This is a genomic window from Bradyrhizobium sp. LA6.8, from assembly GCF_040547935.1.
In the GTDB taxonomy this organism is placed as follows: Bacteria; Pseudomonadota; Alphaproteobacteria; order Rhizobiales; family Xanthobacteraceae; genus Bradyrhizobium; species Bradyrhizobium barranii.
This window is the reverse complement of the sequence record NZ_JBEPQQ010000005.1, coordinates 107,342-125,733: the sequence shown is the minus strand read 5'-3', so window position 1 is coordinate 125,733 and position 18,392 is coordinate 107,342. Positions and strand designations below refer to the sequence as shown.

Here is an 18,392-nt window from a genome sequence, read left to right as displayed (position 1 = left end):
ACCGTCCCGCCGCACTGTCCCACCGACACTTTTTCTTTGGCCTGCAACCCTTTGAACATGCAGCGGCGATGACTGCCCGACCGGGCGCGTTGCAGCACCGCACCGCTGCGCGCGCTTGACGCGGGACGTGCGGGCAGGAATAATGAAATTAAAGAACAATTGTTCGCATTCCGAACAAACTGCAGCGGGACCAAGCGGGCTCACAACGCCGCATCCGCACCACCAGAGGAAACGTCATCGATGCAAGCCATCCTCAATGGCGACAGCACGCTCATCGTCGCGATGATCGTCGCCTACATCGCCTTCACGTCCTGGCTCACGTTCAGGCTGCGCAGCAGGACCAGCGATCAGTTCATGACGGGCGCACGCGCGATGCCGGCGGTGGTCGTCGGCGTGCTGATGATGTCCGAATTCGTCGGCGCCAAATCGACCGTCGGCACGGCGCAGGAAGCGTTTCAGTCGGGCATAGCGGCGGGGTGGGCCGTGCTCGGCGCCTCGATCGGCTTCCTGCTGTTCGGGTTCCTGATGGTGAAGAAGCTCTACAGTTCCGGCGAATACACCATCTCGGCGGCGATCGCGCAGAAATACGGCAAGTCGACCATGCTCACGGTGTCGGTGATCATGATCTACGCGCTGCTGCTCGTGAACGTCGGCAACTATGTGAGCGGCGCGGCCGCAATCGCCACCGCACTGCATGTCAGCATGCCTGTTGCGATGTGCATCATCGCCGTGGTCAGCACCTTCTACTACGTGTTCGGCGGGCTGAAGGGCGTCGCCTGGGTGACGATCCTGCACAGCGCCATCAAGGTCGTCGGTATCGTCATCATATTCTCGGTTGCGATGTCGCTGACCGGCGGCATCGCGCCGATCCAGGCCAAGCTGCCCGCCTATTACTTCAGCTGGGACGGCAAGATCGGCTTTGCGACCATCTTCGCCTGGACCTTCGGCACCGTCGGCGCGATCTTCTCGACCCAGTTCATCGTGCAGGCGATCTCCTCGACGCCGAGCGCCGACGACGCGCGCAGGGCCACCTTCTATGCGGCGGCGTTCTGCCTGCCGCTCGGATTCCTGCTCGCCCTGATCGGCGTCGCGGCGAAATTCCTCTATCCCGACATGAACAGCCTCTACGCGCTGCCGGTGTTTTTGGAGAAGATGCCCCCGCTGGCCTCGGCTTTCGTGACGACCTCGCTCGTCGCCTCGATCTTCGTCAGCGTCTGCACGGTAGCGCTCGCGATCGCCTCGCTGGTGGTGCGCGACTTCTACGTCCCCTACTGGAAGCCGACGCCGGAACGGGAGCTGAAGATGACCCGCCTGTTCTCGGTGGCAATCGGCATCGCGCCGCTGGTCTTCGTCTTCTTCATCCCGGAAATCCTCAAGCTGTCGTTCTTCACGCGCGCGCTGCGCCTGTCGATCACCATCATCGCGATGATGGGATTCTATCTGCCGCTGTTTGCCAGCAACCGCGGCGCCACCGCGGGCCTGATCGGCGCCGCGATCTCGACGACGGCCTGGTACATGCTCGGAAACCCCTTCGGCATCGACAACATGTATGTCGCGGCCGCGACACCGCTGGTGGTGATGGCGGTCGAGCGCCTGGTGATGGGCCGCGCTCCGGCCGCCGCCACGACGCCGCAGCCAAATGCATTGATGGAAAGGACTTCGACATGATCATCGATACCGGGATCGTGACCACCGACATCGGGATCGCCGCCGACGGCGTCGTTCGCCCGGCCGCCGGCGATCCCGACCGGTCCGACGCTTTCATTCCCTCGCCTTGCGTGCAGAACCACGCCGCCAATCTGATGCCGCTCGCGAACGGCGATCTGGCCTGCGTCTGGTTCGGCGGCACGCAGGAGGGCATGTCGGACATCTCGGTCTATTTTTCGCGCCTCGCGCGCGGCGCGACACAGTGGTCTCCCGCCGAAAAGCTGTCCGACGACAAGGGACGTTCGGAGCAGAACCCGGTGCTGTTTCCCGCACCTGACGGCACGCTGTGGCTGATGTGGACGGCGCAGCTGGCGGGCAACCAGGACACCGCGCTGATCCGCCGCCGCCTTTCCCGCGACAACGGCAGGAGCTGGGGCCCAATCGAGACGCTGTTTCCCGAGCAGCGCGGCCGCGGCACCTTCATCCGGCAGCCGATCGTCGTGCTCGACAATGGCGACTGGCTGCTGCCCGTGTTCTATTGCCACAGCACGCCGGGACGGAAGTGGAACGGCGACGAGGACACCAGCGCGGTGAAGATCTCGTCCGATTCCGGCGCGACCTGGCGCGACGTCGACGTCCCCGGCAGCCGCGGCTGCGTGCATATGTGCATCGCGCGCCTCGACGACGGCTCGCTGATTGCCCTTTACCGCAGCCGCTGGGCGGACAACATCTATCAGAGCCGGTCCACCGATCACGGCCGCACCTGGTCGGCGCCGGTCCGGACCGTGCTGCCCAACAACAACTCCTCGATCCAGGTCACGCGGCTCGGCAACGGTCATCTCGCGCTGGTCTTCAACGACTCCAGCGCCAGGGATGCGACCGGGCGCCGCCTCTCGCTCTATGACGAGATCGAGGACGATTTGCCGCCGGTGCTCGCCGGCGACGGCAAAAGAACGGATGAACGCACCGCGTTCTGGGGCGCGCCGCGGGCGCCGATGACGCTGGCCGTCACCGGCGACGGCGGGCGGACGTGGAGCAAGCGCAACGTCGAAACCGGTGACGGCTTTTGCATGACCAACAATTCACGCGATCAGACCAATCGCGAACTGTCCTATCCTTCGGTCAAGGAGACCGCCGACGGGGCGATCCACATGGCCTTCACCTTCCATCGCCGCGCGATCAAATATGTGCGCGTGACCGAGCCATGGGTGAAGCGCACCACGCGGGGCTGAGGTCATGGACCAGAGGCCTCACGCGCTGGTGACGGGCGCAAGCTCGGGGATTGGTGCGGCGATCGTCGAGCAACTGCTGCGCGACGGCTGGCGCGTCACCGGGATCAGCCGCCGCCTTGCGACGTTCGACCATCCGGCGTTCGATCATTTGTCGCTCGACCTCGATGATGTCGACAGCATTGCCGACGCCTTGGCAGGCTTCACGCCGACCGCGCTGGTTCATGCCGCGGGCCTGCTCAAGGTCGGTGCGCTCGGATCGCTCGACCATGACGACGGCGCGGCGATGTGGCGGCTGCATGTCGACGTCGCCGGGCGCCTCGCCAATGCGCTGGCGCCGCGCCTGCCGAACGGCGGACGCATCGTCTTCATAGGCAGCCGCACTGCGTCGGGCGCCGCGGGCCGCGGGCAATATGCCGCGACCAAGGCGGCGCTGGTCGCGCTGGCGCGGTCCTGGGCGCTCGAGCTCGCACCTCGCGGCATCACCGTCAACGTCGTTGCCCCCGCCGCAACCGAGACGCCGATGCTGAAGGATCCCTCGCGCGCCAATGTCACGCCAAAGCTGCCGCCGATCGGCCGCTTCATCCGCCCGGAGGAAGTCGCAGCCGCCGTGGCCTTCCTGCTCTCGACGGAAGCGGCCGCCATCACCGGACAGCAACTCGTCATCTGCGGCGGCAGCTCGCTCTAGGCGCACGGCCGCAATCACGGTCGGCCCGCAATTGCACGAGGGCGAGCCCTCGCGCGGCGGTTACCCTCACATCATCGAGATGGCAACGGCCGCCATCAGCGCGTGGCCGCGATCCTTGCGCGGAAGCTCGCCTGCCCCTGCATGATCTTGTCGAGCAGTGCATCGAGCGCCCAGAAGCGCTCACGGATGTCGAAATCGATGGTCCGGCTGTGGGCGCAGGCGAACGTGCCGAGCCTCTGATGGTACAGCTTGGCCAGCTTGGGATATCCCATCGGCTCGGCCATCGCCGCGAGCGCGAGATAGACGGAGAGATCGTCCGCCAGCGCCGGATGCCGCGCGCTGTCGGTCAACAGCCATTTGTAGAGATCGGGATGGAAGTTCGTGAACACGCCGGTGAAGCCGGCGGATCCGCTTCTGATGGCGTCGAAGGCGATCGCCGCATTGGCGTTGACGATGGCGAGCGAGGAGTTTTTCGTCAGCGCCACGCGACGCTTCACGGTCTCGAGGTCGCAGGACACGTCCTTGAGGATCGCGAAGCGCCCGCTCTCGGCGCAGAACGCCAGCTCGTCGTCGGACATGAGCCGCCGGAACGGCGCGGGACATTCGTAGAGGCCGAGCGGAAGATCAGCGGGCAGCGCATCGAGCAGATGGCGCAGATTGTCCATGAAGACCGTGCCGCCCTGCCCCTTCGGATCGAACCGGTTCGTCACCAGCACCAATCCGTCCACGCCGGTCGCGGCGATGGAGGTCAGCTCGGTCACTTGATCGTCGCGGGATTCACTGACGTGGCCTGACGCGATGACAGGCACCCGGCCCGCCGCCTGCCGCACGACGAAGCGCGCCAGCGCGATGCGCTCCTCGAGGCTCAAAAACTGCATCTCGCTCGACTGGGCAACGGCGAACAGCGCATCCGCGCCATTGGCGATGTACCATTCGACGAGGTTTTCGAGGCCCGCATAGTCGATCGCGTCGGCTTCAGTGAACGGCGTCAGCATCACCGGAATGATGCCCTTGATGGTTGCGGTCACAAATCGGCTCCCAGGCGTTGAAATCGTTGACAGGCAGGAGCCTGCCGCTCACGCGTCTTGCAACGCGTGAGCGTAGCTGTTCGGGCCGGCGGTCAGTTGCCGGCCACTTCCTTGATGCGCGCGATCATGTCGTCGACGGCCTTGTCGACCGGCACCTTGTTGGTGACGATGGCGTTCACGGCCTTCATCCAGACGTTCTCGTTGTTGAGGGTGGTGAACTTGTAGTTCTTGCTCATCTCGTAGCCGCCGACGCCGGCGAAGAACTGGTCGCGCACGGCGCGGCGATGAACGTCGCCGTCCCAGAAGGCGGACTTCTGCGCGGCCGTCTTGACCGGGAACCAGCGGCCGAGCGCGCCTTCGACATAGGGCTGGAGGTTCTCGTCGCGCAGCAGGAACGAGACGAACTCCTTGGCCCGGTCCTTGTTCTTGGCCTGCTCGAAGATCAGGCCGACCACCACGGAGGCGCGGGTGTGCACCGGCGTGCCATCCGGCTTGTTGGGCCAGACCATGGTGCGGATGCGGTCATTATAGTTCTTCTTGGCTTCATCGCGCTGCTCGGCGGTGAGCGTCTCGTTGCCGGCATCGTCGAGCCATTTGCCGGGGAGCGAAACCGTCGAATTGTGCGTCATGATCGTCGTCTTGTTGTGGAAGGCGACGTTGTTGTCGGGATCCTTCCAGCTCGTCGCCGATTGCGGCGTGCAGCCTTTCGCGGCGAACTCGACATAGTCCGTCATGGCGGCGACGAGGCCCGCCTTCACCTTGGGATCGTCGACCAGGAGCTTGCCGTTGTCGTCGACCAGCACGACGTTGTAGGCGTCCATGAACACCAGGAACGAGATGAAGCTGTCGGTGGCGTCGACGCCCATCGGATGGCCGACGCCGTAGATGCGCTTGCCGGACGCCTTGCGCACCGCCGGTTGCGCCTTGTCACACCAGAACGACCAATAGCCCTTCCAGTCCTTCGGGATGTCGGTCTCCTTGAGACCTCCCTCCTCCAGCATGTCCTTCCAATAGTGCAGATGCAGCGTCGCCTGCTTCAGCGGGAAGGCGTAATAGGCCTTCGCCTTGGTCTTGTCGTTGTACAGCATGACCGTTTCGAGCGACTGCGGAGAGAACTCGCCCTTGATCGGTGCGAGCACGGAGCCGAGATCGACCAGCTTGCCCTCGGAGGCCCACTTGCCGGCGCCCTGGAAATGGTAGGTGTCCGCATAGGTGACGTCGGGCGGACTGCCGGCATCGAGCGCCGCCACCAGCTTCGGCATCATGTCCTGCGTCGCATATTGCGACAGCTCGACCTTGACCCCGGTCTTGGCCTCGAACTTCTTGATGACGGCGAGCAGCGCGTCTTCCTCGGCCTTGTAGTAGCCCTTGTTCCACCAGACGACGAGCTTCTCCTCGGCCGCTGCCGGGCTCGCCGTTCCCATCATCGGCAAGAGCAGCGAAACCGCCATCGAACAGTTTCTCGCCCACCGCAAAACGCTATTCCGCATTGTCGTTTCCTCTCCGTCTCATCCGGCGAGGGGCCCGCCGGTTGCTCTCATGGCGTTTAAAACGCGGCTATGTAAGCGCTTACATATGAGGAGTCAAGCGACCCTTTGAGACGGAAGCCGCCCTCTTGGCGGGACCAGGCGCGCTATCGAAGAGACGACCGCTCTCTGCGGGATCAGGCGCCCCTGGCGTGACCTGCGCTGTCGCGGATTTTCAGAACAGGCACGACTTCGCGGGACTGCGCCTGCGCTTGCCGGCCCGCGATCACGGCGAGAAGCTCGTTGGCCGCGAGGACGCCGATCTCCTGATTGTCGACCTTCATCGTCGTAAGCCCCGGAGAAAAGCGCGATGAAATCGCAAGATCATCGAAGCCGGTGATCGAAAAATCCCCGGGCGCGTCCAGGCCGCATTCCCGCGCAGCCATCAACGCACCGAGCGCCAGATTGTCGTTGCCACAAACGATCGCGGTCGGCCGGATGTCGACGGCTTGCGTCATCAATCCGGCAAAGCTGGCCGCGCCGAACTCCAGCGTCGAGGGACCCATCATCAGATCCTGTGCCGCGATTTCCAAACCCGCGGCCGCGAGCGCTTCGCTGACGCCGCGAAGCCTTTCCTTGACGCGGTCGTTGTTGGTGTCCGGCTGGAAGATGGCGGCAAACCGGCGATGGCCGAGCGACAGCAGATGCTCCGTCATGCGGCTGAACGCGGCGCGATTGTCAAAGCCGATGCACGGATGCGGTGACAGCTTGTTGTAGGAGTATGTCACGACATAGGGAATGCCGCGCGAGTTAAACGCGTCAAAGAGCTCGGGGGGATGATTTTCACCGACCACGGCAATTGCTTCCACACCGCGCGCAAGCATCGCTTCGGCCTGCCGCAAGCCCTCGTCCGGATCATAGTTCGAGCAGCCCAGGAACAGCGTGAAGCCGCGTTCGCTGAAGACGGTCTGCATGCCGCCGATCTGGTGGGCGAAGATTTCGTCGTCCAGGGTCGGGATGATGGCGCCGGCGATATGCGTCCGGCGCGAAGCCAGCGCCCGTCCGGCAGCATTGGGAATCCAGTTCAGCGCGCGTGCGGCGTCCTTGACCCGCTGCCTGACTTCTTCGGAAACCTTGTCGGGTTCGTTGAAGGCGCGCGAGACGGTCGCGGTCGAGACATTGGCCTTGCGGGCGACCTCCTCGAGCTTGACGCGGCCGCTGCCTCCACGCGCTCTCTTTGAACCTGCCACCATCCCCGCCACGTCGGTCGAACGCTTGATCGATCAATACCTTGCCATGGTATTGACGACCACCGGAGTCCTCAATGAAAATCTCCTGGTGTGAGGCGCCCGCGCTTCCTAGACGATCCCGCCCTGCCGAAGCGCCGCGATCGCGGCCACGTCGTAGCCAAGCTCCGTCAGGACGAGGTCAGTATGCTCGCCGAGCGTCGGCGGACGCGATGCGATCTCGCCGGGCGTTTCCGACAGCCGGACGGCAGCGCGGGCGACAGGTGCGCGCTTCGGCAGGCCGGGATATTCGACCTCCTGCATGAAGCCGGCGGCGCGAATATGCGGATGGTCCAGCGCCTGTTGCGGGCTCAGCACGGGCCCGGTCGGAATCATGGCCTTGCCCAGAGTGTCGACAGCCTCCTGCGTGGTGCGCTCGGCGCACCAGCGCGCCATCCGCGCGCTGATGACGGGGCCGTTGTTGCCGCGGCTGATGTCGTCGGCAAAGCGCGGATCATTCAGCCACTGGTCCTCCTCACCCATCAGCTTCGCCCAGCGTTTGAACAGCGGATGCCCCGTGACCTGGCACAGCACCCAGCCGTCCTTTGTGCGGTAGATGTCGGCCGGCGCTGCAGTCTGGCCGAGATTGCCGGTCGGAACACGGTTGACGTTGATGACCGCCTGCTCGATCAGCGTGGCATTGGTGAAGGACAGCGCGGTCGCAAGCAACGCGCCCTCGACGATCTGCCCGCGCCCGGATTTCGCGCGCTCCATCAGCGCCGCGAGCGTCCCGAACGCGCAATGCAGCGCCGTGCCGAAATCGACCCAGTTCACCGCGGCCCGATATGGCGGGTCGCCGGCACCGGTCATGTAGACCGAGCCCGACATGACTTGGCCGACACCGTCGAAGCCGACGCGGTCGGACCATGGCCCCGGCCCGCCGAACGCGGTGGCGGTCGTCAGGATGATGTCGGGCTTGATCGCCTTCAGCGAGTCGTAGTCGAGCTTCATCGCGCGCAGGGTCTGCGGCGGCAGATTGGCGACGACGACGTCTGCGGTCGCGATCAGGCGGCGCATCACCTCCTGCCCTTCCGGCTTCATCGGATCGAGCGTGATGCACTTCTTGTTGCGGTTGACCTGAAGAAACAGCGCGCCTTCGCCGCCCTCGCCGACCGGCGCCACGAAGCGGTCTTCACTGCCGTCGCGCTTTTCCACGCGGATGACCTCGGCGCCGAATTCGGCCAGCAAGGTCGCGCAATAGGGCCCTGCGATATAGCGCCCGAAATCGAGGACGCGCACGCCCTCCAAAACTCCTCCCATCGATCCCTTCCCATATTCGTATGTTCTGGCCAGATTACAGGGACTGGCTGCCACGGCAAGGCGGCAGAGGACATCATGCCCCTGCCCCCAAGATGTGATCGCCTGACTGTTTCGGCTGGCGGAAATTCTGCTCTAGTATCGACCTCTCAGTCCCCCCAGCCAGAGCACATCCATGCCGCAACAATTCGATCGATCCGCAGAAGATCTCGGCAACGCGATCCATTTCGAGCACGTCAACATCCAGGTCCCGGACCAGCGCCTCGCCACGCTGTTCTACGTGACCGGGCTTGGACTGACCCGCGATCCCTACCTGATGGTGTCCGACACCAACATGTGGATCAATGCCGGACGGAGCCAGTTTCACCTGCCGAGCGGCAGGCCGCAGGTGCTGCGCGGCCATGTCGGACTGGTCATCGAGGGCCGTGAGGCGCTGCTGGCGCGGCTCGCGTCAGTCGCGAAGAAGCTCGAGGGCACGGCGTTCGCATTCGCCGAGCACAACGATCATGTCGAGGCGACCTGTCCGTGGGGCAACCGACTGCGCTGCTACGAGCCGGACGCCGCGCGCTTCGGGCGCATCGCGCTCGGGATTCCCTATGTCGAGTTCGACGTGCCGGAAGGCACCACGAAGGCGATTTGCGCCTTCTACCCCGAGATCATGGGCATGCCCGCAAGCTTGCGAAACGGCGACGGCCAGGTCGCCGCCGTGAAGACCGGCCGCGACCAGCATCTGTTGTTCCGCGAGACCGATAGGCCCCAGGGCGACTACGACGGCCACCACGTGCAGATGTACATCACCGACTTCTCCGGCCCTTACCGCAAACTCCTGGCGCGCGACCTGATCTCGCGCGAGGACAATCAATACCAGTACCGCTTCTGCGACATCGTCGATCTCGACAGCGGCAGGCATCTCTTCACGGTCGAGCACGAGGTCCGCAGCGCGACCCATCCGATGTTCATGCGGCCGATGGTCAATCGCAATCCGGCGATCAACAACCGCAATTACGCATTCGGCCACGATCAGTCGCTCTGGGCGATGGGGCCGGATCAATACGAGGGATAGGGAGCGGCGAACGCGCGCCTGGCGGCGCGCGCGATCCATGACCTCGGTCGGCCATCAGCAGCCACGGCAGATGATCAGCCGGCGGTCGATCTCCCTGTCGAGCCGCTGCAGCTCCGCGTCCTGGGGCGAGGCTTGCGTCGACCCGGGCACGTCGCTGCGTCGCGGCTGCCGGTGACCGATGGGAGCCTGCCGGGACAGGTCCGCGAACTTCATTGCGTCCACACTGCCAGGCGAGGACATGGTCACAGGCGCGCTTGCGCCTCCGGCAGCCCTGAGACTGGAAACCGATCCGAACAGAAACGTAGCTGCGACGACGGTCACGCCAAGTCTGATTGACATCATCATTCTCCTATCGCGGTGACGTTGCGACGATGCGCATGCGATGGATAGGAGGTCCCGGCTACTCGACCATTTCGCCCGCGGCGACATCGCGTTACCATTGCAACCGCGATCGCCGATTGTCGTGCGCCAGCTCTGGATTCCTGTTTTGACGCGCTTTCTTCGCGCGAAGCCGGTATCCGCTTCGCTCGAAAACGCTCTACCGCGCCGCGGCTGCGCGCCTTACACGTCGTCGCGCGGCCGACGAGGCGACGCTCCGCGCCAGGACGCCGGCGAGCTCCGCCGATATCAGCGGGTGATGAACGAGCTCGGTGATCCCTGACGTCTCCAGCGACGGCACCGCCAGCTCGCGCGTCGATGGGCTCGCCAGAATCATCGGCAAGGTCGGCGCCGCCGCGTGCAATGCCGCCGCCAGCTCGATCGAGGAGCCTCCGGGCATGTGACACACCAGCGCCGCATCGAAACGCGTTTGCGCGGCGCGGCAGGCAGTGATCGCCTCCGCCAGCCTGGTGAACCCGACCGGCTCATAACCCAGCGCCGCGAGGATTTCCTCATGGCGCAACAGGCGACGGCGGTCGGTGTCGAGCACCAGCACCGTCTCGCCCGCGCCACGGAACGCAAGATCGGGGCTGTGCTGAACCGGCACCACCTCGTCGGGGTCGCCGGATGGCAGCCAGACGTCGAAGCGCGTGCCCGCATCGGGCTCGCTCTGCACGGCGACGGCGCCGCCATATTGCTCCGCGATCTCGCGAACGGTTGCGAGCCCGATGCCGTTGCCGTCCGGACGCGTCGTGAAGAAGGGCTCGAAGATCCGCTCCAGCGTCGCCTCGTCCATTCCCGGCCCCGGATCGGTGACGGAAATCACGGTGAAGCGGCCGGGGCCGACCTCACTGCGGCCGATCGACAATGGCTGTTGAAGATCGCGCACCTTGATGCCGAGTTCGATGCAACCCGGCTCCGTCATCGCCTGAGCCGCATTGTTGCAAAGATTCAGGATCACCTGCTGCAACTGGGCGGGCTCGCCCATCACGGTGGCCTCTTCGGCCGACTCGTTCACCTCGAACTGGACGTGCGAAGGCAACGAAGCCGCCAGCAGCGATCTGGTTTCGTCGATCAGGGTCCTGACGCAGACACGCTCCCGCCTGCCCTCGCCGCGGCGGCCGAAGCCGAGAATCTGTTCGACCAGTTCTCGCGCCCGCTCGCCGGCACGGCGGATCTCCGCAAGGCTGCCGGCCGGCCGGCCTCCCGACCGGATTCGCGCCTCGGCGATCTCGGCATAGCCGAGAATCGCGCCGACGATATTGTTGAAGTTGTGGGCGATACCGCTGGCAAAGGTGCCGAGGGTTTCCATGCGGCGTGCCTGTTGCAGGCTCGCCTGCAAGCGCTCCTTCTCGCCTTCGAGCCGCACTCGGCGGATCGCGTTGCCGATGGCGTCGAACGCCATGCGAAACAACGAGACTTCGGACCAGTATGCGAGCGCCCCGGCCGGCACGGTATCGAAGCCGAGGATTTCATCGCGATGTCCCCTGACCGCCGTCACGCACAGCCAGCCACCGACGCCGGCGTCCTCGAGCAGGTTCATCGTGTCGTCGGGATGGGCGGCCTTGACCTTGGGAATATAAACGATACCGCCTTCGCCGCCGTCGAAGCGTGGCGCGAGGCTCAGCGCGCGATCCGGCCAACCCGGCTCGAATGCGATCCCGTCGCGGGACCACCGATAGGTGCTTGTCGTCGTTCCGGTCACGCCGACGAAATAGGCGCGATCCGCACCGATGCATCCGGCGAGCTGTTGCAGCGCGGTCTCGACGTCGGCGGTGATCCTCTCGCGGCTCGAATCGATGAACCGCATCGAGATGCCGGCCATGACGTGCTCGAACGCCGCACGGCGGCGCAGCGTGACCGCGCGCCGGTGCAATAGCAATCCGAAATAGACCACACCGCAGAGCAGCAACAGCGACGTCATGAACTGCAACAGGCGTACCCGGCGCGCCGACGCCCGAGAAGCGAGCTGACGCCTGGTGATCAATGCCAATACGGCATCCTGCTCGCGGTTGTTCGATTCGGCGACGAGCGTCTTCACGATCGTGTCGATGTCGGGCAGAAGGTCATGCAGCATCTGCCCGTGCATCAGCAACGCGCGGACCGAATCCGTGTCCTGCGGCGGCGTTTGCACGAGCGATAGCTCTTCCAACCGATCCTGGACCTGACGCGCCACGACGTCCGACGTATCGAGCGTCAGGCGCAGCATCGCTGCCGCCAATGCGGAGGCGGCCGTGACCAGCGCCCGCTGATCCGACTCGGCCAGCTTGTCGCTGAACAGACCGAAATAGGCAAAGGAGTTCTGGAGCAGCGCGTTGCGGCTCTTGAACCGTTCGACCAGGTCCTCCTGCCGGAGGGCGCGTGCCGACAGCACATCGATGGCCCTGGTCTCTTCGGCATTGAGACCCGGCGTTTCGCGCAGCCGCGTCAGGGCGTCGTCATAGGCATCGGTCATCTGCACCAGCTTGTCATAGTTGCGCGACAGGCCGACGCGCGCGGTCAGCACTTCCCTGGTCATCGCGCGTTCGAAGCGGGTGAAGTCGCCAAGCGCCTGGAGCTGACGGTCGTAACGCACCGAATTGAAGTTCAGCCCGTTCAACAACAGCCAGGTCAGCAGGGCCAGCACGCAGGTTACGCCGATCACGGCGGGGGCAAATTTCATGGGGAGCCTCCGACAGTCGCGCCGCGATAGGTGCCGGTCAGACTGTTCAGAAAGGCGACGAGCGCCTTGACCTGCTTCTCCGTCAACGTGGCGTTCAATTGGGCAAAGGCCATCTTGCGAACCGCGTCATCGAGCGTCGGCGCGCTGCCGTCATGGAAATACGGCGGCGTGGTCGCGACGTTGCGCAGGCTCGGCACGCGCAGAATTTTCGGCTCGGGCGATGCGAGCGGGTGGAATATGCCGTGGCGCTGGAACAGATTGCCGCCGACATTGACGCCCTGATGGCAGGACGCGCAGCCCAGCGATTTGAACAATTGGTAGCCGCCCAGCTCGTCCTCCGACAGCGCCGCGGCGTCACCCGCCAGCCAACGATCGAACTTGCCGCCCGGCGTGACCAGCGTGCGCTGGAAGTTCGCGAGCGCGTCGACGACATCGCCGCGCTCCGGGCGATGGCCGTAAGCCGCGAAGAAGCTCTCGCGCATGTCGGGATCGGCATTGAGCTTCTCTGCGATCTCGACCGAGCTGCTCGCCATGGTGCGCGGGCTTTCCAGCGATGCCCTGGTATCGGCTTCGATGTTGCGTAATTTTCCTTCCCAGCCGAAGCGAAAGCTGAGCGCCGCATTGAAGACGGTGAGCGTGTTGAGCGTGATCGCCGCCCCGTCGGGGCCGACATCGTGCTGCCTCGGGCTCGCGCCGTTCGTCGCGATATCGTGACACGATTCGCAACTGCGTGAATTGTCGTGCGACAGCCTGCGATCGGAGAACAGTCGTTCGCCGAGCTTGACCTTCAGCGGATTGATTGCCGGCGGTGCCGGAATGGGCGTGATGGGCTCATCCTTGCGGACCGACACGAAGGCAGACGGCGACTGCGACGGTGCCGGAGAGACCTTCAGAGAGCACGGCACCAGTGCGCAAATCACGATCGCGCAACGTCGAAGGCCGGCACCTCGTCCGGCCCCGAGAAATCTGGCGAACTGCTGCACGCCCAGCAATGTGGGGGTGAAGCGAGAATTGTCGCGGCTGCTCAAGGAATTTTGATCGAAGCTGGATGATTTCGCGAAGGTGGCCGCCACATGCTCCGGGCGATGGTGTCAGCAATCACGGCAGTACCTCACCACCCGCTCGATGTCCGACCTGCCGGAAATCCCGAGGTCCCGCAAGGTCCGGTCATCGAACTCCATCAACGCAGCGACGGCCTTCCTGATCTCACGTTCCCGACGCCAGTACGCAGGCAGGTCCATCAGAGTCCCCAGGGTCGCGCCGAGCGACCCCAGCCGATTCCAGCTCCGCTCCAGTCGCGCATCGCGTGGCTCGGCGCGATCGAACCTGACGATATTCCCATTGTTGTCATTCCCATTGTTGTCGGCTCCATCGTTGCCACTCTTCTCCGCGGGCTCGCGCCCCACCGAGGGCGACCGGCAATCTCTCGTGGCCTCCAGCATCGCCTGAACCGGCGCGGCTGCGGTCGGATGCAAGGCCGCCCCGTAAAGGGCAAAGCCTTCCATCAAGGAGGCGAAGACCGCCCACCAGAATGTGGTGACGGGCTGATCCTGCCCGGCAGGCGGCACGTCCGGAGGCGAAGCGATGTCCGGCGCGCGATGCCTCGCGGCAACCGCACCGAGACGGACCATGCCGCGACCGTCAGATCGTGCGACCCAGTTCGCCCTGTCGAGTTCCATGTGACCCGGCAAGGCAACGCGGCTCACACTGTGAGAATACTTCTCCATCGTAAATCTCCCACACGCTGTTGGTGGGAGGCAATCTGACGGCCCGCTGTTACGCCAAGGTCACCGCCATCGGCAAATTGGCTACAATTGCAATCCGCCAATTGCTTCTAGAACGGATCGACCGGCACCGCGAAGACATAGCCGACGCCGCGCTCGGTCTGAATGACGCGCGGCGCGCTCGGATCGGTCTCCAGCTTGCGCCGCAGCCGCAGCACCTGGACGTCGATGCTGCGATCGAAAATATCCTCATGGATACGGGTCGCCTGCAGCAGATGCTCGCGGGTCAGGGGACGCTGCGGCGCCTCCAGAAAGGCCAGCAGCAGCGCATATTCTCCCTTGCTCAACGGCACCGGCGCTTCGTCGGGATCGGTCAGCTTTCGGCTGCGGCGTTCGAGCTTCCAGCCGCTGAAGCGATAGCCCCCGCGCTCGGGATCGCGGGCGCGCGCGGCCCGTCCCATCTCCTGCCGCCGCAACACCGCGCGGACGCGCGCCAGCAGCTCCCTCAGGGAGAACGGCTTGATGATGTAGTCGTCGGCGCCGAGCTCGAGCCCGACGATGCGATCGATCTCGTCGGGGCGATGGCCCGTCGTGATGATGACCGGCACGTCGGAATGCGACCGAATTTCCCTCAACAGGTCCAGACCGTCATCCTGACCAAGCCGAAGATCGAGGATGATCAGGCTCGGCTGGCTGCCATCGAGATAGTGGTTCAATTCCGATCTGTTGGAGGCCGCCCTTGTCGGGATATTGTGCTCCTCGAGATATTTGATCACCATTTGCCTTAACGTCGGATCGTCATCGACGACGACGATGTGGCCAATATCTGCAAGCATTCCATACTCTCAAAATTCGCCGTCCGCCGAGTGAGCTGTACTTAAGAATTGCGAACGTCAACGTCCGGCTGTGGTGAAATGATATTGATGTCGTCCGAATTGGAATCGCTCAAAATAGAATGTAATATCCGAGGCCATCGGCACACACTGAGCCTATCTATGATGCCGTGATGACGTCGCAACAGGGTAATTCTGCGGCTAATTCCGCCGGATGTCGCATACGTGAATAATTGTGATCCCAACGCTTACTACTTTGGGGCGATAGGAAGCCTGGGGCCTGCGCTGTCGTTCAGCGACTGCGATGTGCTGCGCAGGCTGTTGCCCGCCCCCGCAGGGCGCGATCGTTTGCGGGCTTCACGGAATCATCAGGAGCCCGGCAGAGCCAACAGGTACTGGTAGATCGCGGCGAGATCGTCGTCATCCATCCGCCCGATCGGCCGCCACGGCATCTGCTCGCCGAGCCGATGCCCGTTCGGATCAACGCCTGTGCGCATGGTGTCGACGAATTGCGCAAGGCTCCAGTTCTTGACGATACCGAGGTCCGGTCCGAGCGGCGGCAATTGTCCCGGCACGCCGCCGCCGAGATCCCTGCCGTGGCATTCGCGACAATCCTGATAGGACAGCAGGTACTTGCCATAGAGCGCCGTCGGCGCCTTCGGCGGCGCGGTGATCACGCCGGTGAAGACGGGCTTCGCATCCGGCAACAGTCCGGCGCCCAGCATCACGATGCCCAGCAGGCTGAAGCGATCCGGCGGATCCGGGGTCTGCGTACCGCTCGCGGGCAGGCTGCGGATGTAGGCGATCACCGCCTTGGTGTCGTCGTCACTGAGCCGGCCGGCATTGGTGAAGGACATGATCGCCAGCCAGCGCCCCCTCGCGTCGATCCCATTGCGAATGGCACGAAAGATCTCGGCATCGGACCAATTCTTCAAGACGCCGGCGGGCGTGAGATTGGCCGGCACGAACGAGCCGATGGGAATCGGGAGATCCTTGGCCACGTCGCCGCCGCCGGTCAGCGTCCCGGTCTGCGAGTGACATGCGGCGCAAAAGCCGTCGGCCACGGCCATGCCTCGGGCAATCTGGTCCGGTGTCGCCTCGATCTTCACATCCGGGACCGGTGCAGAACGGACGTGTTGCCGGACGATACCGACCGCGGTCAAAGCGGCAACGCCGAACACTGAGATGGCCAGCATGGCCGTCAGCACCATGCCGCTCCACTTCGCCAGAGCAGATTTCGTCCGGGAGGCGCGAACGCCCAGCCAGGCCAGAAACGCGATGAACGCAACCATCGCAATCAGGGCGACAATATTTTCCATGCCAGTCCTCAATGAATTGGGCGCGACCGATGCCGCGCGACATCCGGATCGTCAAAAATGAATTTCGGCCGACGCCAACGCGCCAATATCTGCGAAGGTGTGCCATGCGGAGGTCTGCCGGATTAACAGCGCGGTGTTTCCGTGCCGTTTCATCGCCCGCCGCTCGCGTTACAATTGTAATCCTGTGCGAGTTATCGGCTTCCGGCGCGATGTCACCGGTTTTTGCACCGGCCTTTTTGCCCGGCCTTGGCAGCGCCACGATGCGTTGCCGCCGTAACCATTTTCGCTGCCGCCGGAAGTCTTGGCGTAACGGCGATCGCTTCAATTGCCTCTCACTCGACCGGACGCTCTGGGGCGACCGTGCATCGATCATCAAGAGGTCAACTCACATGAAGATTCTTATCGCTTCGACACCTGCGACGGGTCATCTCAATCCGATGCTGGCGATCACGCAAATCCTGCGTGGCGATGGTCACGAGATCGCTTTCCTGACGGGCACCGCCTTTCGTGCCCGCGTCGAAGCCAGCGGCGTGAAGTTCTTTCCCCTTCCCGAGGACGCGGACTTCGATCCGAACGACGTCTTCTCGCGATTCCCCGAACTCAAGACCATTCCGCCGGGACTGGAGTGGTTCCGTGTTGCTTGCGAGCGCATCTTCGTCGACGCCATTCCGGCTCAGCACCAGGGGCTGCTGCAAATCCTGCGGCAATTCCCCGCCGACATCATTGTCGCCGACGACATGCTGTTCGGTGTGCTGCCGATGCTGCTCGGACCGCGCTCGCAGCGGCCTCCCATCGCGCTCTGCGGGACCTCGTTTCTGCATTGGGCGCGCGAGGACGGCGGGCCCAATTTCCTCGGTCTGCCGCCGGCAAAGACCGACGAGGAGCGCGATCGCTATGCGGCCATGGCGCGGGAATTTGATGCGGCAGTCGATCAGCCGGTGTCGATGCGCCTGAACCGGGCGTTGAAGTCTCTCGGGGTCGGGCCGATCGCGATGCCGCTCTTCCATTCCGTGGTCGCTCTCGGGGATGCCTATCTGCAATTGTCGGTGCCAAGCTTCGAATTTCCTCGCGAGATTCCGCCCTCAGTGCATTTCGTCGGCACCCCGCCGATCATCGCCAACCAGGTTCCGCCGCCGTCCTGGGCCGAAGAGCTCGACGGATCGCGCAAGATCGTTCTGGTGACGCAGGGAACGGTGGCCAATCACAATTTCAATCTGCTGGTTGCCCCGACGCTGGCGGCCCTCGCGGACGAGGAAGACATCCTGGTGATCGTGACGGCAGGCGGCCGCCCGATTGACGCCATCCCCGGCAAGATCCCGTCGAACGCGCGCATCGCCAGCTATCTGCCGTTCGAATGGCTGCTGCCGAACGTCGACGTGCTCGTCACCAACGGCGGCTATGGCAGCGTCAACCAGGCCATGAGCTTCGGCATCCCGCTGGTCACCGCGGGGCTGACCGAAGACAAGGCCGACGTCAACGCGCGGGTCGCATGGTCCGGGGTCGGCATCAACCTCGCGACCAACGAGCCGACACCGAAGGCGCTGCGCGACGCGGTGCGGACGGTGCTCGATCAATCCCGCTTCCAGTCGCGAGCCTCGCAGATCGCGGACGAATTTGCCGGGATCGACACGCGGGCCGAAATCCTCCGGGTCATCGGCGAGCTCGTGGCCGACGAGAGCTCGCACACCGGAGCGATGGCGGCAACCCGGGGGCGGCGCGCCGAACGGCGCGCGTAATCGCGAACGCGGCGATGGAGGGCGGGCGACCGCGCCTCCATCACCTCATGCACATCGACCAAGCCGGAACCGGAAA

Annotated in this window: 15 protein-coding genes; 5 read left to right on the top strand and 10 right to left on the bottom strand. The window is 64.4% G+C overall.

Features of this window, described 5'->3' with window-relative positions; all coding sequences use genetic code 11:
* Positions 1-240 precede the first annotated feature (240 nt).
* From ABIA90_RS24400 to ABIA90_RS24390, 3 genes are read left to right on the top strand one after another with little or no spacing between them, the layout of a single operon-like run.
* Entirely contained in the window at positions 241-1,668 is a 1,428-nt protein-coding gene (locus ABIA90_RS24400; protein WP_166088480.1) for a sodium:solute symporter family protein, read from the top strand.
* The gene (locus ABIA90_RS24395) at positions 1,665-2,879 is read left to right on the top strand and encodes a sialidase family protein (RefSeq protein ID WP_354119869.1); all 1,215 of its coding nucleotides are present in this window, start codon (positions 1,665-1,667) and stop codon (positions 2,877-2,879) included. The genes ABIA90_RS24400 and ABIA90_RS24395 overlap by 4 nt, the downstream gene beginning before the upstream one ends.
* A gap of 4 nt (positions 2,880-2,883) precedes the next feature.
* Positions 2,884-3,564 (top strand): SDR family NAD(P)-dependent oxidoreductase, encoded by a 681-nt coding sequence (locus ABIA90_RS24390; RefSeq protein WP_354119870.1) that lies wholly within the window; start codon positions 2,884-2,886, stop codon positions 3,562-3,564.
* Positions 3,565-3,659: 95 nt separating this feature from the next.
* Here ABIA90_RS24390 and ABIA90_RS24385 read toward each other — a convergent pair whose 3' ends face one another.
* The 4 genes from ABIA90_RS24385 to ABIA90_RS24370 all read right to left on the bottom strand — a co-directional run bounded on the left by ABIA90_RS24385 (position 3,660) and on the right by ABIA90_RS24370 (position 8,604).
* Positions 3,660-4,592, bottom strand: a complete 933-nt coding sequence (locus tag ABIA90_RS24385; RefSeq protein ID WP_354119871.1) for a dihydrodipicolinate synthase family protein — start codon at positions 4,590-4,592, stop codon at positions 3,660-3,662.
* Between the two features lie 92 nt (positions 4,593-4,684).
* Entirely contained in the window at positions 4,685-6,043 is a 1,359-nt protein-coding gene (locus tag ABIA90_RS24380; RefSeq protein ID WP_085404529.1) for an ABC transporter substrate-binding protein, read from the bottom strand.
* A 212-nt stretch (positions 6,044-6,255) separates the two neighbouring features.
* Positions 6,256-7,311 carry a LacI family DNA-binding transcriptional regulator gene (locus tag ABIA90_RS24375; protein WP_085404530.1) on the bottom strand — a complete coding sequence of 352 codons (1,056 nt, stop codon included), beginning with the start codon at positions 7,309-7,311 and terminating at the stop codon, positions 6,256-6,258.
* A gap of 105 nt (positions 7,312-7,416) precedes the next feature.
* Entirely contained in the window at positions 7,417-8,604 is a 1,188-nt protein-coding gene (locus tag ABIA90_RS24370) for a CaiB/BaiF CoA transferase family protein (protein ID WP_354119872.1), read from the bottom strand.
* Between the two features lie 172 nt (positions 8,605-8,776).
* Here ABIA90_RS24370 and ABIA90_RS24365 point away from each other — a divergent pair, with 172 nt between their 5' ends.
* Positions 8,777-9,664, top strand: a complete 888-nt coding sequence (locus tag ABIA90_RS24365) for a VOC family protein (RefSeq protein ID WP_166088393.1) — start codon at positions 8,777-8,779, stop codon at positions 9,662-9,664.
* A gap of 54 nt (positions 9,665-9,718) precedes the next feature.
* On the opposite strand, the gene ABIA90_RS24360 is transcribed toward ABIA90_RS24365, so the two are convergent.
* From ABIA90_RS24360 to ABIA90_RS24335, 6 genes are all read right to left on the bottom strand, one after another.
* Entirely contained in the window at positions 9,719-10,003 is a 285-nt protein-coding gene (locus tag ABIA90_RS24360) for a hypothetical protein (protein ID WP_135215059.1), read from the bottom strand.
* Positions 10,004-10,202: 199 nt separating this feature from the next.
* On the bottom strand, positions 10,203-12,704 hold the full coding sequence (locus ABIA90_RS24355) for a two-component system VirA-like sensor kinase (protein WP_354119873.1): 2,502 nt from the start codon (positions 12,702-12,704) through the stop codon (positions 10,203-10,205).
* On the bottom strand, positions 12,701-13,609 hold the full coding sequence (locus ABIA90_RS24350; RefSeq protein ID WP_354119874.1) for a cytochrome-c peroxidase: 909 nt from the start codon (positions 13,607-13,609) through the stop codon (positions 12,701-12,703). The genes ABIA90_RS24355 and ABIA90_RS24350 overlap by 4 nt, the downstream gene beginning before the upstream one ends.
* Positions 13,610-13,795: 186 nt before the next feature.
* Positions 13,796-14,431 (bottom strand): DUF1127 domain-containing protein, encoded by a 636-nt coding sequence (locus ABIA90_RS24345; protein ID WP_354119875.1) that lies wholly within the window; start codon positions 14,429-14,431, stop codon positions 13,796-13,798.
* A 107-nt stretch (positions 14,432-14,538) separates the two neighbouring features.
* Positions 14,539-15,264 (bottom strand): response regulator, encoded by a 726-nt coding sequence (locus ABIA90_RS24340; RefSeq protein ID WP_014497160.1) that lies wholly within the window; start codon positions 15,262-15,264, stop codon positions 14,539-14,541.
* 365 nt (positions 15,265-15,629) lie between these two features.
* Positions 15,630-16,580 (bottom strand): c-type cytochrome, encoded by a 951-nt coding sequence (locus ABIA90_RS24335; protein WP_354119876.1) that lies wholly within the window; start codon positions 16,578-16,580, stop codon positions 15,630-15,632.
* A 389-nt stretch (positions 16,581-16,969) separates the two neighbouring features.
* On the opposite strand from ABIA90_RS24335, the gene ABIA90_RS24330 reads away from it, so the two are divergent.
* Positions 16,970-18,316, top strand: coding sequence for a nucleotide disphospho-sugar-binding domain-containing protein (locus tag ABIA90_RS24330; protein ID WP_354119877.1), 1,347 nt, complete (start codon positions 16,970-16,972; stop codon positions 18,314-18,316).
* The last annotated feature ends 76 nt before the right edge of the window (positions 18,317-18,392 follow it).